Below are 20,829 nucleotides of genomic sequence, written 5' to 3'. Positions count from 1 at the left end.
ACGGCAGTAGGGTGACGCCCGTGGCACCACGACCCTTGAACGAAATCGTCGAAGCGGGCTGGGCGAAGGCCCTCGAACCGGTGGCGGGGCGGATCGCCGCGATGGGGGACTTCCTCCGCGCGGAGATCGCCGCGGGACGCACCTACCTCCCGGCGGGGGCGAACGTCCTGCGGGCCTTCCAGCAGCCCTTCGACGAGGTACGCGTCCTGATCGTCGGGCAGGACCCCTACCCCACCCCGGGGCACGCGGTGGGCCTGAGCTTCTCCGTCGCCCCGGACGTACGTCCCCTCCCCGGCAGCCTGATCAACATCTTCCGCGAGCTGAACAGCGACCTGGGCCTGCCCCAGCCGTCGAACGGCGACCTCACCCCGTGGACCGAGCAGGGCGTGCTGCTGCTCAACAGGGCGCTGACGACGGCCCCGCGCAAGCCGGCCGCCCACCGGGGCAAGGGCTGGGAGGAGGTCACCGAGCAGGCGATACGCGCGCTGGCCGCACGCGGCAAGCCGCTGGTCTCCATCCTGTGGGGACGCGACGCCCGCAACTGCCGCCCGATGCTGGGTGATCTGCCGGCCGTGGAATCGGCACACCCGTCGCCGATGTCCGCCGACCGCGGGTTCTTCGGCTCCCGCCCGTTCAGCCGGGCCAACGATCTGTTGATCCGTCAGGGTGGGCAGCCGGTGGACTGGCGCCTGCCGTGACCGGGGCCGGCTACCTCGCCGTGGACTCCGGAGGCTCCGGGCTGCGGGCCGTCGTCGGGGCGTCCGGGCGCGGCCCGCTGGCCCGGGCCTCCTCGGACGTGCCGGTGCGCACCGGCGGGCGGGGACTCGACCCGGGTCACCTCATGGAGCAACTGGTGCCGATGGCGCGGGCGTTGTGCGCCGAGGCGGGGCTGGAGCGACTGGACACGGCCGCGATCGGCGCGGCGGGGATGGCCAGTCTGGGGGACGCGTTGCGCGCGGAGCTGCCGGGCGGGCTCGCCCGCGAACTGGGCGTCACGCGGGCGGCGCTGGCGGCCGATGCGGTCACGGCGTACGTGGGCGCGCTCGGGCCGCGGCCCGGAGCGGTGATCGCGGCGGGCACGGGTCTGATCGCGATCGGCACCGATCTGGCCGGCTGGCGGCGGGCGGACGGCTGGGGCCACCTGCTCGGCGACTGCGGCGGCGGGGCGTGGATCGGCCGGGCGGGCCTGGAGGCGGCACTGCGCGCGCACGACGGGCGGCACGGTGGTTCGGCGCGGCTGCTGGCGGACGCGGAGGAGATGTTCGGCCCGGTGACCGGACTGCCGGGGCAGGTGTACCCGCGCGCCGACCGGGCGGCGGTGCTCGCCTCGTTCGCCCCGCGCGTGGGCGCGTGCGCGGCGGGCGGGGACCCGGTGGCCGTGGACATCGTGCGGACGGCGGCCCGGCACATGGCCGACTCGGCGGCGGCGGTGTGCCCGGCGGACGGCACGTCCGTGGTGGGCTGCACCGGCGGTCTGTTCGGGCTGGGCGAGGTGGTGCTGGCACCGCTGGACGAGCGGCTGGCGGAGCTGCTGCCCCGCGCGCGGCGGGTCCCCGCCGAGGGCGATCCGCTGCACGGGGCGGTGCGGATCGCCGAGGACCTTTCCGCTGGTCCCCTCGCTCTTCCGGGTGACGAGAGGATGCTGTGCGTGACGAGCACGAGGGGAACGGACGTCACCCTCACGACCGACACCCGTACGTAACTCATCCGACAAAACCGGACGGATACCGCTCACCCGCCCCCTCCCCGAACAGGAGACCACCGGAAGCCACTAACATGCCGCAGCATGAGCACCCCCACTGGGCCCGCGTCCGGCCTGCCCGTACGAATGCCGCGCCCCCGCCAGCCCGGACGGCACCGCCGTCCCGAACCTCTGGTGGCTCCCGAGGGCGCGCCCGCGCTCGTCCTCGCCGTGCCGGGTACGCCCAGTAGTGCCGCCCGTTCGCTCGCCGACGAGGTCGTGAGCATCGCACGCTCCGAGCTGCCCGGTCTCGACGCCCGGATCGGTTACCTCGACGGGAGCGACGAGGAGTCCCCCTCGCTGACCTCCGTCCTCGCGCACGCGGCCGAGGAGCGCACGGCCCGCTACCAGCAGGCGCGTGCCGCCGGTTCCGACGTCAAGGAGCCCGACGGCCCCGTCGCCGTCGTCGTGCCGCTGCTCGCCGGCCCGGACAGCGCGCTGCTGCGCCAGATCCGCCAGGCCGTCATGGACAGCCGCGTCGCCGCCGAGCTGACCGACGTCCTCGGCCCGCACCCGCTGCTCGCCGAGGCGCTGCACGTGCGGCTCTCCGAGGCGGGTCTGGCCCGCGCCGACCGCGCCCGCCTGTTCACCGTGGCCACCGCCGCGGACGGCATCATCCTGGCCTCCGTGGGCGGCGACGAGGCGGTGCAGGCGGCCGGCATCACCGGCATGCTGCTCGCCGCGCGCCTCGCCGTGCCGGTGATGGCCGCCGCCCTCGACCAGGAGGGCTCCATCGCCTCCGTGGCCGAGCAGCTGCGCAACGCCGGTTCGCAGCAGCTGGCGCTGGCGCCGTACCTGATCGGCCCGGAGATCGACGCCTCGCTCGTCGAAGAGGCCGCGAAGGAGGCGGAGTGCCCCGCGTCCGAGCCGCTCGGCCCCTACCCGACCATCGGCAAGCTGGCCCTGGCCAGGTACACGACCGCCCTGGGCATCGCCCCGCAGCAGCCCCAGAGCGCCCCGGCCCGCTGACGCGGGCGACCCTCTCGCAGGACGCCTGAAGGGCCCGCTCCGGTCATCCGGAGCGGGCCCTTTGGCGTACGGGGAACGGCCGTCCCGGCCGGGTCGTGACGGGCGGAGAGGGCGGGGTGGCGGCTCACCCGGGGCCGCCGAGACCGGACGGCCCGCCGCGGCCGGGCGTGCGGCGGATGAGGGGGCGCGGCCGCGGGGCGACAGGTCCTGACGCACGCCGTCAGGCAACCGGTGGGAGCGCCGCACCCCGCGAGGCCGCTGGCGCACGGCACGGACCCGCCCCGCCGCACGAGGCGGACGCGCGGATGGACAGCGAACCTCTGCGGCGCACCTGGCCGGCCGTGCACGACGGTGAGGCGCGGGGCAGGGGGACACCGCCGTCGGCGGGCGGGCGTCGCGCCGGCCGCGGACGCGGGCACGCCGTGACCAGTCCAGCCGGGCGGGGCGGCCGCCTGCGCCGCGCAGGAGGACACCATCCTCGGCGAGCAGGCAGGCGGCGCCCCGGCCGAAGGCACGGGCACGCCGTGGCGGGCCGAGCCCGGCAGGGCGGCCGGCCGCGCCCGGCTGGAGGACACCGCCCTCCGTGCTCGGCCAGGCGTCGCGCCGGCCGCGGACACCGGCACGCCGTGACCAGTCCAGCCGGCGGCGCGGCCAGCGCGCCTCCCCGGATGCGCTGACCAGCGGATGCCCCCTGCGCCTGCCCGGGCGGGTGGCCCGCCCGCAAGCCTTGCCGCGCCCGTGCGTCAGGTCAGCCGGCAGCCCTTCCCGTGCTCACGCGCCCACCAGTGGTGAGCCCGACGGCGTCCGGAGGGGTGTCGAGAGTTCTGCGAGGGTGCGTTCCAGGGTGTGGAGGTGGGCCAGGGCCGGTTCCGTCGTGGAGGGGACGGTGCGCAGCTCTATGTCGCGGCCCGCCGTGAGGGCCTCCACCGCTGCCTCGACGCGCCAGCAGGCCGCCGCCAGGCGGGCGTCGTGCGAGGCCTCCGGGTCGGCGGCCACGGCGACCAGGCCGCGGATCTCGCGTGCGCAGTCGTCGAGCAGCGCCAGCACCCGGCGGGCCCGCCGCTTGCGGCCGAGCATCGGGTTCAGCGGGTGCACGAGGGGCGCCACCGACAGGCGTACCCGGGCGAGGAGCTGTTCCAGTTCCGCCACCGAGGGCGCCGGGTCCGCGTCCGGGTCGCCGGCCAGCCGCGCGGCCGTCTGCGCCGTGCAGGCGTGCACGCAGCGCAGCGCCCGCTGGATCCACGCGTCGGTGACGCTGTGCGTGGACACGGGCAGGACGAAGACCACCGCCAGCGCCGCGCCGAGCGCGCCCACGCCGGTCTCCGCCATGCGCAGGGCCAGCAGGGACGGGGTGAGCACGCCCAGCAGGCCGTAGAGCATGGCGGCGAGGACCGTCACCCAGAGCATCATCCAGGTGTACGAGAGGGCCGCCGTGTAGAAGATGCCGAAGACGGAGACGGCGACGACGAGGGCGGTGACCGCGCCGTCGCCGTGCGCGGGGACGGCGACCGACAGGGCGAGCCCGGCGCCGATGACCGTGCCGAGCACGCGGCGGAAGCCGCGCACCAGGGTCTCGCCGCGCGAGGTGGTGTTGACGAACGCCCACCAGGTGGCGCCGACGGCCCAGTACCACCGCTCTGCGGACACCAGCTGGCCCACGAGCAGGGCGAAGCCCGCGCCGGCCGTCGCCTGGACCGCCTGGCGGGTGGTGATGCGGGCCAGTCCGGTGCCGCCGGGCGGGGCGGGCACGACCACCGGGGGCAGCCGCCGCTCGTAGCACCACAGCCCGAAGCGCACCGCGCCCGCCGTCGCCACGGACAGCAGCACGGAGGCGGACAGCTCGGCGAGCTGACCGACCCTCGCGTGCAGGAACTGCGCCGCGAAGAAGGTCATGAAGGCGAAGATGCCGAGGCTGTGCCCGCGTGGCCCCCAGCGCCTGGCGTACACGCCGAGCCCGACCACGGCGAGGAAGGCGACGTCCCGGGCCACCGCGTGGTCCTGGAGCGCCGCGGCGACGGCCAGCACGGGCAGGCCGGCGGCGGGCAGGAGGGCCGTGGTGACGGCCTGCCCGCGGACGGTGGCGTCGGTGACGGTGAACAGGGCGAGGAGCGCGGCGAGCCCGCCGGTGATCGTGCCGGTGAGCGAGTGCCCGGCGAGCCCGCAGGCGACGACGGCCAGCCCGATGCCGAGCACGGCCCGCGTCGCGAACCGCAGCCGGATCCGTCCCGGATCCGGAGCCATGAACACCTTCTTCAGCACCTACCGCCCCCTGGCATCTCGTACGACATGTGTCGTGGCATGAAAAAGGCGCCGCGGGTCCGCAGCGCCATCGACGCACCCATATCAGCATCTTCCCCGCCAGTGGCTCAACTGGCACCCGATTGAATGGGCCATTGGTACAGTGTTTTCGGCATTCCTCCGGCCATCTCCATGCCAATGGCCGACTCCGGAGCGACGACCCCGTGGCCGTGGACGAACTCGACACCCGCATCCTGCGGCTGCTGCTGGAGCAGCCGCGCACGAGCGTGCGTGAGTACGCGCGGATCCTCGGCGTGGCGCGCGGCACACTCCAGGCACGGCTCGACCGCATGGAGCGCGACGGCGTGATCACCGGCACCGCCCCCGCCCTCTCCCCCGCCGCGCTGGGCCACCCCGTGCTGGCGTTCGTGCACATCGAGGTCACCCAGGGGCACCTCGACGAGGTGGGGGACGCGCTGGCCGCGGTGCCGGAGATCGTGGAGGCGTTCTCCATCACGGGCGGCGGCGACCTGCTGACCCGGGTGGTGGCCCGTGACAACGCCCATCTGGAGGACGTCATCCAGAAGCTGATCGGACTGCCCGGCGTGGTCCGCACCCGTACCGAGGTGGCGCTGCGGGAGCGGGTGCCGCACCGTCTGCTGCCGCTGGTGGAGTCGATCGGCCGGTCGGCGCGCGCCTAGGCCCTGCCATGCTGGACGCATGAGCTCACTCGGCACCCTCTCGGTCGTCTTCGATCTCGACGGAACACTCGTGGACAGCGAGCCGAACTATTACGAGGCGGGACGCCGCACGCTCGAGGAGTACGGCGTCCCGGACTTCACGTGGGAGGAGCACGAGCGCTACGTCGGCATCAGCACCCGCGAGACGATCGCCGACTGGCGTCGCCGCTACGTCCTGCCCGCGTCGGTGGACGAGCTGGTCGCGGTCAAGAACCGCCACTATCTGGAGCTGGCCCGGACGAAGACCACGGTGTTCCCCGAGATGCGCGCGTTCGTGGAGCGGCTGGCGGGCGAGGGCGTCCCGATGGCCGTGGCGTCGGGCTCCTCGGCCGAGGCGATCGGCGCGATCCTCGCCGGCACCGGGCTGGACTCGTACCTGCGGACCGTCGTGTCGGCCGACGAGGTCGCCCGTGGCAAGCCGGCCCCCGACGTGTTCCTGGAGGCGGCGCGGCGGCTCGGCGCGGACCCGGCGGACTGCGTGGTGGTCGAGGACGCGGCGCCGGGCGCTGCCGCCGCGCACGCGGCCGGAATGCGCTGCGTCGCCGTCCCCTACGTGGCCGCGCAGGCCGACGCACCGGAGTTCACCACGGCGGACCTGCTGCTGCGCGGCGGCCAGGCGGAGTTCACGGCGCGGGCGGCCTGGGACTGGCTGGCCGCCGCCCGCCGGAGGACCTGACCGGTGCCGGCCCGGAGCCGTGGAGAGCCGTACCGCGGCCCCGCCGTCCGAAGCGGCCGGAAATTCTTTCCCGGAGGGTGACTGTTACGCGCTCCCCGTCCGTACTTCCTGGTGTTGGGCCGTTCTCAACCCAGGAGGCACGATGCGCTTCTCGCGCAGCACGGCAGGAACCGCGTTCGTGGGCGGAGCCATGATCCTGACCCTCACCGCGCTCGCCTATCCCACCATGCTGGGCGTACAGACCACATCCACCAAGCAGGACCGGGTGGTGGCCAACACGAACTACGGCCCCCTGACGGAGGAGGACCGCGACTTCGTGGTGAAGGTGCGCGCGGCCGGACTGTGGGAGCACCCCCTGGGACTGCTGGCGATGGAGCGCGGTACGACGCCGGAGATGAAGGAGGCGGGCGAGCACCTGGTGGTCGGGCACGGCCGGCTGGACGCCAGCTGCCGCAGGATCGCACTGGAGCTCGGCATCACGCTGCCGAACCAGGCGTCGCCGCAGCAGCAGGGGTTCGTGGAGACGGTGAAGGCCACCAACGGCAAGGAGTTCGACTCCACGGCCGTGAACATCATGCGGGTGACGCACGGGCAGATCTTCCCCGTGATCGCCAAGATCCGGGCGAACACCCGCAACACGCTGGTCCGGCAGCTCGCCGACCAGGCCAACGACACCGTGCTGGACCACATCACGGTGCTGGAGAGGACCGGCCTGGTCAATCACGAGCAGGTCAACTTCCAGCAGACCAGCCCGCCGAAGCTGCCGCGCGAGCAGGTGACGCCGCCGGCGCCGCAGGCGGGCGCGCCGGTGCTCGCCCTGCCGATCCCGAAGGAGCTGGAGGACCTCAACACGGCCTCCCCGGCACCGTCGCCCTCGGGGACGGTCCGCTGACGCCTTCGCGGCCCGCGGTTCAGGACCTGCGGCGGGGCTTGCCCCGCCGGGGGTTCTTCGCCGTTCCGCCGCCGGTTCCCCGCCGGCCGCGGGCGGCGTTGCGCGCGGCGGGCCCGTCCTTCTTCCTCTCCGGTTTCCTGTCCGGCTTCTTCTCCTGCGCGGGCTGCGGCCGGCGGCCGCGGGTGCTGTTGACGGTCCGGCCGCGCACGATGCCGATGAAGTCCTCGACCAGGTCCGTGGTCGCCGCCTCCGGCCAGGCCAGCGCCACGCTCGAGGCGGGCGCGTCCTCCAGCGGGCGGTGGGTGAGGTCCTTGCGGTGGTGCAGCCGGGCCAGCGACAGGGGCGTCACGAGCACGCCGATCCCGGCGGCGACCAGCTCGATCGCGTCGGCGGTGGTGGCCGGGCGTTCCAGGGCGGGGCGGCCCGGCAGGGTCTCCCAGCCGAGCACGTCGTCGAGGGGGTGCAGCACGATGTCGTCCGCGAGGTCCTCGACGGTGACCGAGTCGGCGGCGGTGACCAGGTGGTCCTTGGGGACCACGACGACCGTCCGCTCGGTGTAGAGGGGGATGGCGCTGAGCACCGTCCGGTCGACGGGGAGCCGGACGAGCCCCGCGTCGGCCTCGCCGTCCCGCAGCATCCCGTGCGCCGGTCCCGCGGGCACCTGGGTGAGGGTCAGCGGGACGTCGGGCTGCCGCTCGTTCCAGACCCGCACCCATTTGTCGGGCATCACGCCGGGGACGTACACGAGGCGGAACGAGGGGGACACTTCCGGGCCGGTCACCTGGCCAGGTTACCGGCCGTGGTCGGCGGCCGTGCACACGCTCGATACCCTGGACGCCATGACGCAGCACCAGAGCACCCAGACGATGAAGCCCGCGACCGCGGCGAAGAAGCTGGGTGTGTACCTCGAGGCCACTCCCGCCGAGTTCCGGGAGGGCGTGGTCTCGCGCGCGGAACTGAACGCGCTCCAGGCCGATCCCCCGCAGTGGCTGCGGGACCTGCGGCGCGACGGCCCGCACCCCCGCCCGGTGGTCGCGGCCAAGCTGGGCGTCTCGATCTCCGGCCTGGCCCGCGCCGGGGTGACCGAGCCGCTCACCACCGAGCAGATCGAGGCGCTGAAGCAGGAGCGCCCCGAGTGGCTGGAGCGGGAACGCGCCACCCAGGCCGAGGTCCGCAAGGAGGCGGCCCGGCTGAAGAAGCGTGAGGGCGAGAGCGCCGAGAGCGGCGACTGAGACCCGCTCCCCAGGCACAGGACACCCCCGGCCGGGTCCCCGGTTCCCGGGGGTGTCCGGGTTCCGTTCCCCGCTCGCCGGGAACCGGCGCCGTCCCACCCCTTCCGGAGAACAGATATATGCACCACCATGTGGCGCTATCGCACGCGCCCGTGGCGGCGTGCCGACCGTGCCCGGGGTGGGACATGCACGACACCAGATGGAAACAGGCCGTCGAATGGCTGGCCGCGGCGGCCACGGACCCGCAGGAGTGCAAGCGCCGGTGGGACCGCCCCCCGGGGACGGCCCTGCTCGCGGCGGGCCGGTACTGGGACGTGCTGAGCGTTCCCGACCGTCTGGGGCTGCTGGCCCTGGACCTGCTCTGGAGCGATCCGCTCGAGATGCCGGGACCCACGCTGGTGGACGTCACGGCACGCCGCGTGGGCTTCTTCCTGCCGCCCGACCCGGACAGCGAGTGGGTGGGATTCGGGGTGCGGCACGTGGGGCGCGGCTCCTGGGTGGCCGTGCCGCCGCCGTACCGGCCCTCCGGGCGGCTGGAGTGGCTGGTCCCGCCGGACGGCACCGGAGCGCTGCACGCGGCGGAGCCGCTCGAGCGGGCGCTGCGCCGGGCGACCGGTACGCTCGCGGTGCTCGCACCGGTCAGCGCGGATCCGTCGCGTCCGGACTGCTGGTGACGTCCGGCTCCGGCGCCTCTTCGGACGTCTTCTCCTCGTCGGACGTCTTCTCCTCGCCGGACGTCTTCTCCTCGCCGGACGTCCCGGGAGCCGGCAGGAGGGCCGGGACGCGGAACGGCACGGCGGGCGCCGGGCCGCGGTCGCTCGCGGTCGCGGCGGCGAAGGACGCCCACAGTCCGTCCCGGTGCGCCGGGACCGTGTGCCCCTTCGCCCGCCACTCCGCGACGAGTTCCGCGTAGATCGGTGTGTTCGCCGGGTGGCCCCCGGTCAGTTGCGCGTACGGCCGGCTCACGGCGTCGTGCCCGAGAAGGCGCCGCGCCGTCTCAGTGCTGTCCATGCCGGAGCAACGCGCCGCCGTGCGCCGGTGGTACGCCGTGGGCTTCGCCTCCGCCCCCGCGGGTGAAGCCGTCACCCGCTCGGCCGTACGCGTCGCGGGGGCGGGGCTTGACCCTCGACCTTGTCGAGGCGGCAGGGTCCGAGGTGTGGAGAGCGAGATGCGCAGCATTGGTGAGACGGCCCGCGAGAGCGGGCTGGGCGTCAGCGCCCTGCGGTTCTACGACCGTGCCGGGGTCCTGGTTCCCGACCAGGTCGACCCGGTCACCGGCTACCGCTGGTACGCGCCGGAGCAGCTGGACGAGGCCCGGGTGCTGGCCCGGCTCCGCCGCGCCGGGATGCCGCTGGCGGACGTCCGGCTGGTCCTGGCCGGCTGGGCGGCCGCCGACACCGATCTCGTGCGCCGGCTCCTCGAGGCGCATCTGCGCCGGCTGGAGGAGGGGCTGTCGGCCACCCGCGCCGAGTTCTCCGCGCTCCGCGCCCTACTCGACGACAGGGAGAACCCCATGACCTCACCTCGCACCGCCGCCCGGCTGTCCGTGTCCGGTCCCGGTCTGGCCGCCGCACTGGACGCGGTCCGTTTCGCGGCCGGCACCGACCCGGAGCTGCCGGTGCTCGCCGGCGTCCACCTCGACGTCAAGGGCGACGCGCTGCACGTGGTGGCGACCGACCGCTACCGGATGGCCGTGGCACGCACCGCCGTCGGCGGACACGACGGCGGCCGGGTGCAGGCGACCGTGCCGCTGCCCCTCGCCGACGCGATGCGGGCGCTGCTGGACGGCGAGGACGAGGTGCGCCTCGCCGTGGACGGCGGCCGCGTGACCCTGGAGGCCGGTGACCGGCAGACCGGCGGCCGGTGTCTGGAGCAGGACTTCCCCGACTACCGGCGCCTGGTGCGGCTGCCCGCCGGGCGGCGTGCCGAGGTGGACGTGCCGGCGTTCACGGAGGCCGTGCGTTCGGGTCCGGTCCGGCCGTACGAGGACGGCGGGGACGCGCGGTGCGAGCTGACGGTGCTGGCGGTCTCGGGCGACGGCGAGGTCGCCCCGGCCCCGGAGGGCGCCGACGCGCCGGACCTCGTGGCGGTGAACCGGGCGTTCCTGCTGGACGCGCTCGCCGCGGCGGCCGGTGACCGGCTCGTCCTGGAGTTCGGCGCCCCCACGGCCCCGCTCGCGATCCGCCGCCCCGAGGACGAGCACACGTTCTCGCTGCTGATGCCGGTGCGGCCGGCCGACTGAGGCACCGCCCCGGACGCACGACGGCCCGGGCAGCTCCCTCGCGGGCTGTCCGGGCCGAACGCGCAGACGGGCTCAGCGGTCGCGGCCGCTGTCCTCCATCGGCTCCAGCGTCTCCGCGGCGGGCGTGCCGTGCTGGGCCGGCAGGGTGTCGGGCGCGGGCGTGCGACGCCCGGCCAGGCGCATCGCGATCGGCTCGGTGTAGCGGGCGGTGAGCGGGCCGAGCACCACCAGGACCAGGACGTACGCGGTGGCCAGCGGGCCGAGCTGGGGCTCGATGCCGGCGGTGACCGCGAGTCCCGCGATGACGATGGAGAACTCGCCGCGCGCCACCAGGGTGCCGCCCGCGCGCCAGCGGCCCTTGGGCGAGATGCCGGCCCGGCGGGCCGCCCACCAGCCGGTGGCGATCTTCGTCAGCGCGGTGACGACGGCCAGGCCGAACGCCGGCAGGATGACCGGCGGGATGGACTGCGGGTCGGTGTGCAGGCCGAAGAAGACGAAGAACACCGCGGCGAACAGGTCGCGCAGCGGCGCCAGCAGGTTGTGCGCGCCCTCCGCGACCTCGCCGGACAGGGCGATGCCGACGAGGAAGGCGCCCACGGCGGCCGACACCTGGAGCTCCTGGGCGATGCCGGCGACCAGCAGGGTCAGGCCGAGCACGACGAGCAGCAGCTTCTCCGGGTCGTCGCTGGAGACGAAGCGGGAGATCACGCGTCCGTAGCGGACGGCGACGAAGAGCACGAGCCCGGCGACACCCAGCGCGATGGCGAGGGTGACGCTGCCCGCGGCGAGGCTGACGCCGGCCAGCAGGGCGGTGATGATCGGCAGGTAGACGGCCATCGCCAGGTCCTCGAGCACGAGGATGCTGAGGATGACCGGGGTCTCTCTGTTGCCGAGCCGGCCGAGGTCGCCGAGGACCTTGGCGATGACACCGGAGGAGGAGATCCAGGTGACGCCCGCGAGCACCACGGCGGCGACCGGGCCCCAGCCCATGAGCAGGGCGAGGGCGGCGCCGGGCAGGGCGTTGAGCGTCATGTCGACGAGACCGGCGGGGTACTGCGTCTTGAGGTTGGAGACGAGGTCGCTGGCCGTGTACTCGAGGCCGAGCATCAGCAGCAGGAGGATCACGCCGATCTCGGCGCCGATCGCGACGAACTCCTCGCTGGCGCCGAGCGGCAGCAGGCCGCCCTCACCGAACGCGAGGCCGGCCAGCAGGTAGAGGGGGATGGGCGAGAACTGGAGGCGTCCGGCGAGGCGGCCGAGCAGGCCGAGACCGAGGATGATCGCGCCGAACTCGATGAGGAAGACCGCGGAAGAGTGCACGCGCTCACTCCCGCCCGAGGAGCTCGGCGGCGGCGTCGATGCCCTCGCGGGTGCCGATGACGATCAGTGTGTCCCCGCCGGCGAGCCGGAAGTCCGGCGCGGGCGACGGGATCGCCTCCGCGCGGCGCAGCACGGCCACGATCGACGCTCCCGTGTCGGTACGCATCCGGGTCTCACCCAGCAGCCGTCCGTTCCAGTGGGACACCGAGGACAGTTCGATGCGCTCGGCCACCAGCCCCAGGTCGGTGGTGTGCAGCAGGTTCGGGCTGTGGTGGGCCGGCATCAGCGCGTCGATCAGCGCGGCCGACTCGGCGACGCTCAGCCGCATCGAACGGGCGCAGGCGTCCGGGTCGTCGGAGCTGTAGACGTTGACCGTCCGGGCACCGTCGCGGTGCGCGATGACGGACAGGTGCTCGTGCTCACGCGTGGTGAGGTCGTATTTCACACCGATGCCCGGCAGCGGTGTCGCGCTCATCCGTGGAGCAGGCACAGCCCGTCCCCTTCCCGTTCTTCTGAAGTCGTCCGGTGGGCGGGGCCGGACGGACCGTCCCACGGCACCGGGTGGCACCCCCCACCGGCGTAATGGTGCCATCCCGCCATTCGGCCGGAACATGGGTGTTGTCACGGATGGACAGGTTCCGGGGGCGCGGCAAAGATCGCCGAGGGCCTCGTGTCGCCGCAGGTCAGCGGGGCGCACCGGACAAAGCGCGGGAACCGGGCGCGTAGCGGCCGTCCGGCGTGGGTACTCGGTGACCCCTTCCGGGGACGGGGGTGTGTGGTGGACGACACGGTGATGGTCGGGGTGGACGGCTCTGCCTCCAGCCTCGCCGCCGCCGACATGGCGGCCGAGGAGGCGCGGCTGCGCGGTGCACGGCTGCGGATCGTGCACGCGTTCGCCCGCCCCGCCGATCTCGATCCGATGATCCACGGGGTGCTGGCCGAGACCGAGCAGCGGCTCCACGAGCGCGTCCCGGGCCTGGAGATCACCCGCACCGTGGCGTCGGGCGACGCGCTGACCGTGCTGCGGACCGAGTCGCGGCACGCGGTGCTGACCGTGCTGGGGCGGCGCGGCCGGAGCCTCTTCGGTGACCTGCTGCTGGGCTCGACGACCATGCAGTTGGCGGCGCACGGGCACGGCCCGGTGATGGTGGTGCGCGGGCGGCCCGACCCGCGGGGCCCCGTGCTGCTGGCCGCGGACGGCTCGCCCGCCGGGAACGCCGCCGCGTCCTTCGCGTTCACGGAGGCCGAACTGCGCGGGGCTCCGCTGGTGGCCCTGCACGTGTGGAACACCTGGAGCGAGCCCACGCCGTACGAGGATCCGGGTGATCCGCTGAGCGTGGTGGTGGACCTCGATCAGCTCGAACTGCGGCACCGGCGGCTGCTGGAGGAGGCGGTGAGGCCCTGGGCGGCCGCGCATCCGGGGGTCACGGTCCAGCCGCGCCTCGAGCGTGGCCGGGTCCGGCAGGCGCTGCTGGCGGCGACGCGCGAGGCGCAGCTGGTGGTGGCCGGGGCGCGTGGTCACGGCGGGGTCGCCGGGATGCTGCTCGGCTCGGTCAGCCAGGCACTGCTGCACCACGCGGACTGCCCGGTCACCGTGGTGCGGGCGCTGAGCTGAGACCGCACCGGCCGGAGGCGGCTCAGCCGAGGAAGCTGAGGCGGACCTTGCGGTCGGGGTTGTCTCTGTGGGTGTCCACCAACTTCCGTCGAGGCGACCCCGAGGGCAGTACGGCCCCGCCATCTGAACGATCACGCAACGTCATGATCCGTTACCGATAAGGACTCGGTCCGTCCCGATCACACCCTACGGTGAGCCCGTGACGCACACCCCGTGGTCCTCACCTCACGCCACCACTCCCCCTCCGGGCCACTCCCACCCTCCGGCTGGATCGACCACGTCGCACAGACCCCGTCCTCGCTCTGGAGATGCTCGTTCCGGGCTGGTGCCCGGCCGAGGAAACCGAGCCGGACCCCAAGGCGCTCGCGGACGGCGAACTCGCCCGCTTGCCGCCCGCGCTCGCCGCCTTCCACCGTCTCGCCCGGCTGCGCCCCACTCCCCATCGCTTCAGCAACCCGGTGCTCCTGCGCCCCCGGCACGTCAGGAGACCGCACGGCGGCCAACTGGTCTTCGCGGCGGACAACCAGGGGGTCAGGGACTGGTCCATCCCCTGGCCGCTCCGGGGCGGCCCAACGGACTCCGGCCATCCGTTTGCCCATGTCGTCGGCGAGGTCGTAGAAGGACTCCCCTCTTCCCGTCTCTCAGCGGGCCACCCGGTCCGCGAAGATCAGGAAGAGAGTGACCACAGCCACTACTGCGCCACATATCCGGACTATCTGGATGCCGCGACGACCAGGTTCCGGAGATCGATTACCACTGAGTTTGAGTGAGATCTTGAAGAGAATTTCAGGAAGAAAAACGGCCACCATTCCCAAGAAAGCCACACCAGCCATTACGGCGACGCCCGCCAAAGTCATAAACTCCTCCTTGGATTGACTGGGACCCTCGCGCCACCCAGCGCAAGGGTCCCAACAGCGCAACTGGCTCACGCTATCCCTTTCCAACCGCCTTGAGGACCGTTCCGCCAGCACCTCCGCTGACAGCACCGAAGGCAGCGCCCGCAGCACATCCAATTCCGATGTCTCCGGCGTCGCCGCCAGCAATTGATCGACCTACCGTGCCACCCACGCGGGTCTTGACCCCTGATCTTGGACACACGAGGCACTGGATCCTGAGGATCTGAGAACGGACATCTCGTGGTCATGAAGCACTACCCGCAGGAGTTCAAGGCGGACGCGGTCGCGCTGTACCAGTCGCGGCCCGAGGCGACGATCCGGCAGGTCGCCGCCGACCTGGGAGTCAACCCGGAAACCCCTGCGGAACCGGGTCCGGGCGGCCGGCGCGAGCCGGCCACGGGGACGCCGTGCGGAGACGCCCGCCGAGCCGCCCACGCCTCTGGAAGCGGAGAACGCCGCACTGCGCAAGAAGGTCCGTGAGCTGGAGGAAGAACGCGAGATCCCACGGAAGGCCGCGAAGTGTTTCGCTGGGGAGACGCGCTGGTGAACCGCTTCCAGTTCGTCGCCGACCACCAGCGCCGCTACGGCGTGAAGCGGCTGTGCACCATCCTGGGCATCGCCGATCGAGCTTCTCTCACTGGCGCAAGACAGCGGCCGTGAGGGCGGCCCGCCAGGCCGCCGAGGCGAAGCTCGCTGCCCGGATACGCACGCTTCACCGGGCCTCGGACGGCACCTACGGCGTTCCCAGGATCACCGCCGGGCTCCGGGAGACCGGCGAGGTGGTGAATCACAAGCGCGTCGCTCGGATCATGCAGACGATCGGGCCGGCCGGGCTCCGCCTGCACCGCAAACACCGCACCACTGTCCCCGACCCGGCCGCGGCGAAGGTCCCGGACCTGATCGGCCGCGACTTCACGGCGGACCAGGCGAACACCAAGTACGTCGGTGACCTCACCTGTCTTCCCCTGGCCGGCGGAAGGTTCCGCTGCCTTGCGACCGTGATCGACCTCGCCTCGCGACGCCTGGCGGGATGGGCGATCGCCGATCACATGCGGGCCGACCTCGTCATCGACGCCCTGCATGCGGCCGAACGGACCCGCGGCAGCCTCGCCGGCGCCGTTTTCCACAGCGATCACGGAGCCCAGTACTGCAGTCGGGCCTCCGCCGACGCCTGCCGCGAAGCGGGTGTCACCCAGTCCATGAGCGCCATCGGCTCCAGCGCGGACAACGCACTCGCCGAGTCGTTCAACGCGACCTGCAAACGGGAGACCCTCCAGGGCCGCCGGGCCTGGGACACCGAGCGCGAGGCTCACCTTGACCTCTTCCGCCGGCTGCACCGCCACACCACAGTCCGACGCCACTCCCGCCTCGGCCACCGCAGCCCGATCGCCTATGAGCAAGCACTCCAACCAACATCAACTACGCTGGCCGAAGCCGCATAGCCCGTGTTCAGGACCAAGGGTCAAGGCCCGAGTCCCTTCTCTCGAATTTCTGTGCATAGTAAGTTCGCGTGCGCACATGAGTTGGTGATGCACCGACAGGTGTCGACGGGGGTTGCGTGATGGCGGGCCACAGGCCGAGGGACTGGCATGTTCTGGACCTGGACAAGGATCCGACCCCCGGCGATCCGCAGCGGGTGCGCACGCTCGCCAAGACACTGCACGACTTCGCCGACGATGTGTCCGAGGCGTTGCGTCTGGTGAAGGGCATGGCGGGAGAGAGCACGCTCGCGGAGTGGGCGGGCAAGTCGGCCACCGTCTTCAAGGAGGAGTTCTCGGGCGTACCGAAGAACCTGAAGAAGCTCGAGAAGTCCTACGGCATGTGCGGTGACGCGCTCGCCGACTTCTGGCCGAAACTGGAGCGGGCGCAGGCCCTGGCGGACAAGGCGCTGCGTCAGGCGCGGGAGGCACGGGAGAACCTGTCCTCGGCGCAGTCGAAGCTCGCCTCGGCGGAGTCGTGGGTGACGCGGGCGTCGAAGGAGGCCGACAAGTACAAGGACGACCCGACCGGCAGCAAGTCGGACGCCGACAAGCCGGACGAGGCGAAGGTCCGCGCGGCCACCCGGGACGTCCAGCAGGCCAAGACCGCGCAGACCAACGCCCAGTCGGCCGTGGATGACGCGCAGAGCGCGCTGGACGCGGCGAAGAAGATGGCCGAGGACGCGCGCAAGATGCGTGAGGACGCGGCCCGCGAGGCCAAGTCGAAGATCGACGAGGCGTCGGACGCCGGCATCCAGAACCGGTCGTGGTGGGAGGACATCGGGGACTGGTTCACCGACAACTGGGACTCGATCGTCGCCGTCTGCAAGGTCGTCGTCGCGGTCGTCGGCATCGTCGCGATGATCATCGGGGGGCCGGTCCTCGCCGCGATCGTCGTTGTGGCCGCTCTTGTGGTCCTCGCCGACACTCTCAACAAGTATCGCAAAGGACAGGCGTCGCTGTGGGACGTGGGGCTGGCAGCCCTGGACTGCATACCCGGAGTCAAGGGCCTCACATCCCTCGGTGCGATCGCCAAAGGCGTGAAGGGGATGGCCACCGCCGTCCGGGGCGGCCTGAAGACGTTGCGCTCCGGCGCCAAGGACCTTCTCGCGAAAGCCAAGCCCTACAAGGGCCGGTGCCGGGGCGGCGACCCGATCGACATGGTGTCCGGCGAGATGCTCATGGAGCAGGTGGACCTGGAACTCGGCGGGCTCCTGCCGCTGATCGTCCGGCGTACCCATGTCTCCACCTACCGCTGGGGACGCTGCTTCGGAACCAGTTGGACATCGACGCTGGACCAACGCCTGGAGATCGACGACCAGGGAGTGGTGTTCGCCAGTGAGGACGGCATGCTCCTGGCCTATCCGATTCCCGCGCCCGACACCGCGACCCTGCCTCTTGAAGGGCCTCGACGGCCGTTGACGTGGAACGGTGACGGCGGAGGCACGATCACCGTTCACGACGACGAGACCGGACGAGCGCATCACTTCGCCCCCGGCGCACGGCGCGACGGTGACACTGCCGCCTACGTCCTGCCCCTCGCCGCGATCACCGATCGCAATGGGCACCGCATCGACTTCCTCTACGACGAGGCGGGCGACCTCGCCGAGCTGCGCCACTCGGGCGGCTACCGGGTGGCCGTCGCCACGGAACACGGCCGGGTCACTTCCTTGAGCGTTCACAGCTCCCCGGACGACGGCTACGGCGCGGAATCCCACGCACCGTGGGCGGTGGTGCGACGCTACCGTTACGACGCGGAGGGCAACCTCTGTGCCGTCTCCGACGGGCAGGGCCGGGACTTCCAACTCACCTACGACGGCGAGTCCCGCATCACGAGCTGGACCGACCGCAACGGCGGCTGGTACCGCTACACCTATGACGAGCGGCACAGGGTCACGGCCGGCAGAGGAGCGGACGGCTTTCTGGACTGCTCCCTCACCTACGACGACGCGGCACGCGTCAACACGTACCGGAACTCCCTCGGCCGGGTCACCACCTACCGGTTCGACGAGCGTCTGCAACTCGTCCAGGTCACCGACCCTCTGGGAGCAACGACCCGCCGGGAGTGGGACGAGAACGGACGCCTGGTCTCCTGGACCGACCCGCTGGGCCGCACGACCCGACAGGTCTTCAACGCGGCCGGTCACCTGACCGAGGTGGTCAGGCCCGACCTCAGCTCGCTCCGGGCCGAGTACGACGAGGCAGGCCACACCCTCCGGCTCACGGAACCCGACGGTTCGTTCTGGAACTACACCTACGACGAGCAAGGCAATCGCCTGACCGTCACCGACCCGTCCGGCGCGACCACCCGCTACGGCTACGACGCCATGGGGCGGCCCGTCTCGGTCACCGACGCGCTCGGTCACACCCGGCACATCCAGACCGACCCGGCCGGCCTGCCACTGGCCCTCACCGACCCGGAGGGCCGGACGACCCGAGCGCGGCGCGACTCCTTCGGACGCGTGACCGCGGTGACCGACCCCTCCGGCGCCACCGACCGATTCGGCTGGACCGTCGAAGGACTGGCCTCGTGGCGCTCCTTCCCGGACGGCGCGACGGAGGCCTGGAGCTGGGACGGCGAAGGCAACCTCCTCTCCCACACGGCCCGCAACGGTGCGGTCACCACATACGAGTTCACCCACTTCCACCAGCCCACCTCCCGCATCACACCGGACGGCCGCCGTCACACGTTCGCCTACGACACCGAACTGAACCTGACCGGTGTTCACAACGCGGACGGTCGTACCTGGGAATACGCGTACGACGAGGCCAACCGCCTGATCCGGGAGACGGACTTCAACGGCCGCACGCTCACCTACACACACGACGCGGCCGGGCAGCGCACCTCGTGGACCAACGGCGCCGGACAGACCACCGACGTGATCGTGGACCTGCTCGGCCGGCCACGCCAGTACCGCACGGCGGACGAGGTCACCACCTACGAGTACGACAGCGTCGGCTCACTGCTCCGCGCGGCCAACCGCGACACCACGGTCGAACGCACCTACGACTCCATGGGTCGCACCTTGACCGAGACGGTCAACGGCCGGACCACCACGTACACCTACGACGCCCTCGGCCGCCGTATCAGCCGACGCACTCCCTCGGGCATCACCTCGACCTGGACCTACGAGGTGACGGGCCAGCCACACACCTTGACCGGCGCCGGCAGCGAACTGCGTTTCGGCTACGACACCGCCCATCGTGAGATCCGCAGGACGCTCGGTACGGAGGCGGTACTCCACCAGAGCTGGGACGGCTCCGGCCGGCTGACCGGGCAGTCGGTGACCACGCCGAGCCGCAGCAGTGGCGACGTGGGCGGTGAGCTGCTTCAGCAGCGCACCTACGGGTACGGCCTCGACGGAGCGCTCAGGGAGATCGACGAGCTGCTCGGCGAGAGCCGCCGGTTCGACGTGGATCCGGTCGGCCGGCTGACCGGCGTCAGGGCCGCCGACCGTGAGGAGAGTTACGGGTACGACCGCGCGGGCAACCTCGTCACCACTTCCCAGCACGGCGGCACCGCGGAACCGCAGCCCCGAGAATTCGACGGAACGAGACTGCGTCGCGCCGGACGCACCGCCTACACCTACGACGGCCAAGGACGCCTGATCCGCAAGACCGTCCGTCTCCTCAGCGGCGGACGGCGCACCTCCCATTACGGGTGGAGCCCGGAGGACCGCCTGGTCCGCGCCGTCACACCGGACGGAGCCGAGTGGCGCTACACCTACGATCCGGACGGCCGACGGGTCGGCAAACAGCGCCTCGGCACCGGCGGGGACGTCCTGGAGGAGACGACGTTCAGCTGGGACGGAACACGCCTCGCCGAACAGACCGAGACCGACGGCACCGTCACCACCTGGGACTACGCGCCGGGTTCCTACCGGCCCGTCGCCCAGACAGTGAGCGGTGGCCGTGAACGGCCGGCGGCGGGCCGAGGCGGAAGCGACCCGAGCGACAACGACGCCCGCTTCTACGCCATCGTCACCGACCTCGTCGGAACACCGACCGAACTCGTCTCGGCGGACGGCCGAATAGTCTGGCACCGCAGATTCACGGCCTGGGGGCAGCCGACCGGTGCACCGCCCCCGGCCTCGGAAGCCGAGTGCCCGCTGCGCTTCCCCGGGCAGTACGCGGACGCCGAGACCGGCTGGAACTACAACTACTTCCGTTACTACGACCCGGAGACCGCGCGCTACCTCAGCGCTGATCCACTGGGCCTGGCCCCGGACCCGAACGACTACGCCTACGTCACCAACCCGCTCCTGCTCCTCGACCCGCTGGGTCTCATCCGCGTCCGCGGCCAGCACGGCCGGTGGGAGAGGGACCCGAACTCGCCCGTACAGACCCACAACCGCGACACCGAGTACCCCGGCAGCTATCGCCAGTCCACCCATGACGCCATGGCCGCCACGTGGACCGACGAGGGCATCGCCCAGGGCGGCACGCCGATGCGGCCCACCGGACGGCTCGACCCCCAGGGCCGCCAGATCATGGAACGCATCCCCCGGTCCGAGCTGACCTGGCGCAACGCCGCGGGCGAGATCATCCCGTCCCACCAGCTCACGTACGAGCACCTGACACCGGTGGTCGATCACTGGAACCAGACGGGCTACCGTTCCGACCGGGCCACCCGCAACGACTTCTACAACGACCCCGACAACATGGGGCCCATGACGAGGAGCGAGAACTCCCGCGGTGGTGCGCTCATGGACGCCACCTACCGCCAGGATGTCCACCCCACCCTCTACTCATGCAGCTAGGGCCCCATCCCGAGCACAGGAGCCACCCTC

At 72.5% G+C, this 20,829-nt stretch carries 17 protein-coding genes and 1 pseudogene; 12 read left to right on the top strand and 6 right to left on the bottom strand.

Annotation, left to right across the window (positions count from 1 at the left end):
* The first annotated feature begins 20 nt into the window (after positions 1 to 20).
* The 3 genes from C1708_RS28450 to C1708_RS28440 all read left to right on the top strand — a co-directional run bounded on the left by C1708_RS28450 (position 21) and on the right by C1708_RS28440 (position 2,710).
* A complete protein-coding gene (locus C1708_RS28450; RefSeq protein WP_106415369.1) occupies positions 21 to 698 on the top strand; it encodes a uracil-DNA glycosylase in 678 nt (225 codons plus the stop codon).
* Positions 695 to 1,702, top strand: a complete 1,008-nt coding sequence (locus tag C1708_RS28445) for an N-acetylglucosamine kinase (RefSeq protein ID WP_106415368.1) — start codon at positions 695 to 697, stop codon at positions 1,700 to 1,702. The genes C1708_RS28450 and C1708_RS28445 overlap by 4 nt, the downstream gene beginning before the upstream one ends.
* 84 nt (positions 1,703 to 1,786) lie before the next feature.
* The gene (locus C1708_RS28440; protein ID WP_106415367.1) at positions 1,787 to 2,710 is read left to right on the top strand and encodes a sirohydrochlorin chelatase; all 924 of its coding nucleotides are present in this window, start codon (positions 1,787 to 1,789) and stop codon (positions 2,708 to 2,710) included.
* A 771-nt stretch (positions 2,711 to 3,481) separates the two neighbouring features.
* On the opposite strand, the gene C1708_RS28435 is transcribed toward C1708_RS28440, so the two are convergent.
* Positions 3,482 to 4,969, bottom strand: coding sequence for an FUSC family protein (locus C1708_RS28435; RefSeq protein WP_106415366.1), 1,488 nt, complete (start codon positions 4,967 to 4,969; stop codon positions 3,482 to 3,484).
* Between the two features lie 203 nt (positions 4,970 to 5,172).
* Between C1708_RS28435 and C1708_RS28430 the strand changes: the two genes are divergently transcribed.
* The 3 genes from C1708_RS28430 to C1708_RS28420 all read left to right on the top strand — a co-directional run bounded on the left by C1708_RS28430 (position 5,173) and on the right by C1708_RS28420 (position 7,256).
* Positions 5,173 to 5,649 carry an Lrp/AsnC family transcriptional regulator gene (locus C1708_RS28430; RefSeq protein ID WP_106415365.1) on the top strand — a complete coding sequence of 159 codons (477 nt, stop codon included), beginning with the start codon at positions 5,173 to 5,175 and terminating at the stop codon, positions 5,647 to 5,649.
* A 19-nt stretch (positions 5,650 to 5,668) separates the two neighbouring features.
* Positions 5,669 to 6,364, top strand: coding sequence for an HAD family hydrolase (locus C1708_RS28425; RefSeq protein WP_106415364.1), 696 nt, complete (start codon positions 5,669 to 5,671; stop codon positions 6,362 to 6,364).
* A gap of 142 nt (positions 6,365 to 6,506) precedes the next feature.
* Positions 6,507 to 7,256, top strand: a complete 750-nt coding sequence (locus tag C1708_RS28420; protein WP_106415363.1) for a DUF4142 domain-containing protein — start codon at positions 6,507 to 6,509, stop codon at positions 7,254 to 7,256.
* 19 nt (positions 7,257 to 7,275) lie between these two features.
* Here the strand turns inward: C1708_RS28420 and C1708_RS28415 are convergent, their stop codons facing one another.
* A complete protein-coding gene (locus tag C1708_RS28415) occupies positions 7,276 to 8,037 on the bottom strand; it encodes a LysR family substrate-binding domain-containing protein (protein WP_106415362.1) in 762 nt (253 codons plus the stop codon).
* A gap of 58 nt (positions 8,038 to 8,095) precedes the next feature.
* Between C1708_RS28415 and C1708_RS28410 the strand changes: the two genes are divergently transcribed.
* Complete coding sequence (locus C1708_RS28410) at positions 8,096 to 8,488, top strand: DUF5997 family protein (RefSeq protein WP_106415361.1); 393 nt, start codon at positions 8,096 to 8,098, stop codon at positions 8,486 to 8,488.
* A 185-nt stretch (positions 8,489 to 8,673) separates the two neighbouring features.
* Positions 8,674 to 9,162, top strand: coding sequence for a hypothetical protein (locus C1708_RS28405; RefSeq protein WP_106415360.1), 489 nt, complete (start codon positions 8,674 to 8,676; stop codon positions 9,160 to 9,162).
* Here C1708_RS28405 and C1708_RS28400 read toward each other — a convergent pair.
* Positions 9,128 to 9,499: a hypothetical protein gene (locus C1708_RS28400; protein ID WP_241911341.1), complete on the bottom strand. Its 372-nt coding sequence runs from the start codon at positions 9,497 to 9,499 to the stop codon at positions 9,128 to 9,130. The genes C1708_RS28405 and C1708_RS28400 overlap by 35 nt on opposite strands.
* Positions 9,500 to 9,656: 157 nt before the next feature.
* Here C1708_RS28400 and C1708_RS28395 point away from each other — a divergent pair, with 157 nt between their 5' ends.
* Positions 9,657 to 10,730 carry a DNA polymerase III subunit beta family protein gene (locus C1708_RS28395; protein WP_106415359.1) on the top strand — a complete coding sequence of 358 codons (1,074 nt, stop codon included), beginning with the start codon at positions 9,657 to 9,659 and terminating at the stop codon, positions 10,728 to 10,730.
* A 72-nt stretch (positions 10,731 to 10,802) separates the two neighbouring features.
* On the opposite strand, the gene C1708_RS28390 is transcribed toward C1708_RS28395, so the two are convergent.
* Entirely contained in the window at positions 10,803 to 12,050 is a 1,248-nt protein-coding gene (locus C1708_RS28390) for a cation:proton antiporter (protein WP_106415358.1), read from the bottom strand.
* A 4-nt stretch (positions 12,051 to 12,054) separates the two neighbouring features.
* Positions 12,055 to 12,525, bottom strand: a complete 471-nt coding sequence (locus tag C1708_RS28385; protein ID WP_198602616.1) for a cation:proton antiporter regulatory subunit — start codon at positions 12,523 to 12,525, stop codon at positions 12,055 to 12,057.
* A gap of 303 nt (positions 12,526 to 12,828) precedes the next feature.
* Here C1708_RS28385 and C1708_RS28380 point away from each other — a divergent pair, with 303 nt between their 5' ends.
* On the top strand, positions 12,829 to 13,665 hold the full coding sequence (locus C1708_RS28380) for a universal stress protein (RefSeq protein WP_198602755.1): 837 nt from the start codon (positions 12,829 to 12,831) through the stop codon (positions 13,663 to 13,665).
* 641 nt (positions 13,666 to 14,306) lie between these two features.
* Here C1708_RS28380 and C1708_RS33815 read toward each other — a convergent pair.
* A complete protein-coding gene (locus C1708_RS33815) occupies positions 14,307 to 14,522 on the bottom strand; it encodes a DUF6199 family natural product biosynthesis protein (protein WP_133169085.1) in 216 nt (71 codons plus the stop codon).
* A gap of 279 nt (positions 14,523 to 14,801) precedes the next feature.
* Here C1708_RS33815 and C1708_RS28365 point away from each other — a divergent pair.
* Together C1708_RS28365 and C1708_RS28360 are read left to right on the top strand one after the other, a co-directional pair.
* Positions 14,802 to 16,003 (top strand): annotated as a pseudogene (locus tag C1708_RS28365) (IS3 family transposase).
* Between the two features lie 119 nt (positions 16,004 to 16,122).
* Positions 16,123 to 20,799 carry an RHS repeat-associated core domain-containing protein gene (locus tag C1708_RS28360; RefSeq protein WP_106415354.1) on the top strand — a complete coding sequence of 1,559 codons (4,677 nt, stop codon included), beginning with the start codon at positions 16,123 to 16,125 and terminating at the stop codon, positions 20,797 to 20,799.
* The last annotated feature ends 30 nt before the right edge of the window (positions 20,800 to 20,829 follow it).

This window comes from Streptomyces sp. DH-12 (assembly GCF_002899455.1).
In the GTDB taxonomy this organism is placed as follows: Bacteria; Actinomycetota; Actinomycetes; order Streptomycetales; family Streptomycetaceae; genus Streptomyces.
Note: the sequence above shows the minus strand (reverse complement) of the source record. Positions and strands in the feature narration are given on the sequence as shown.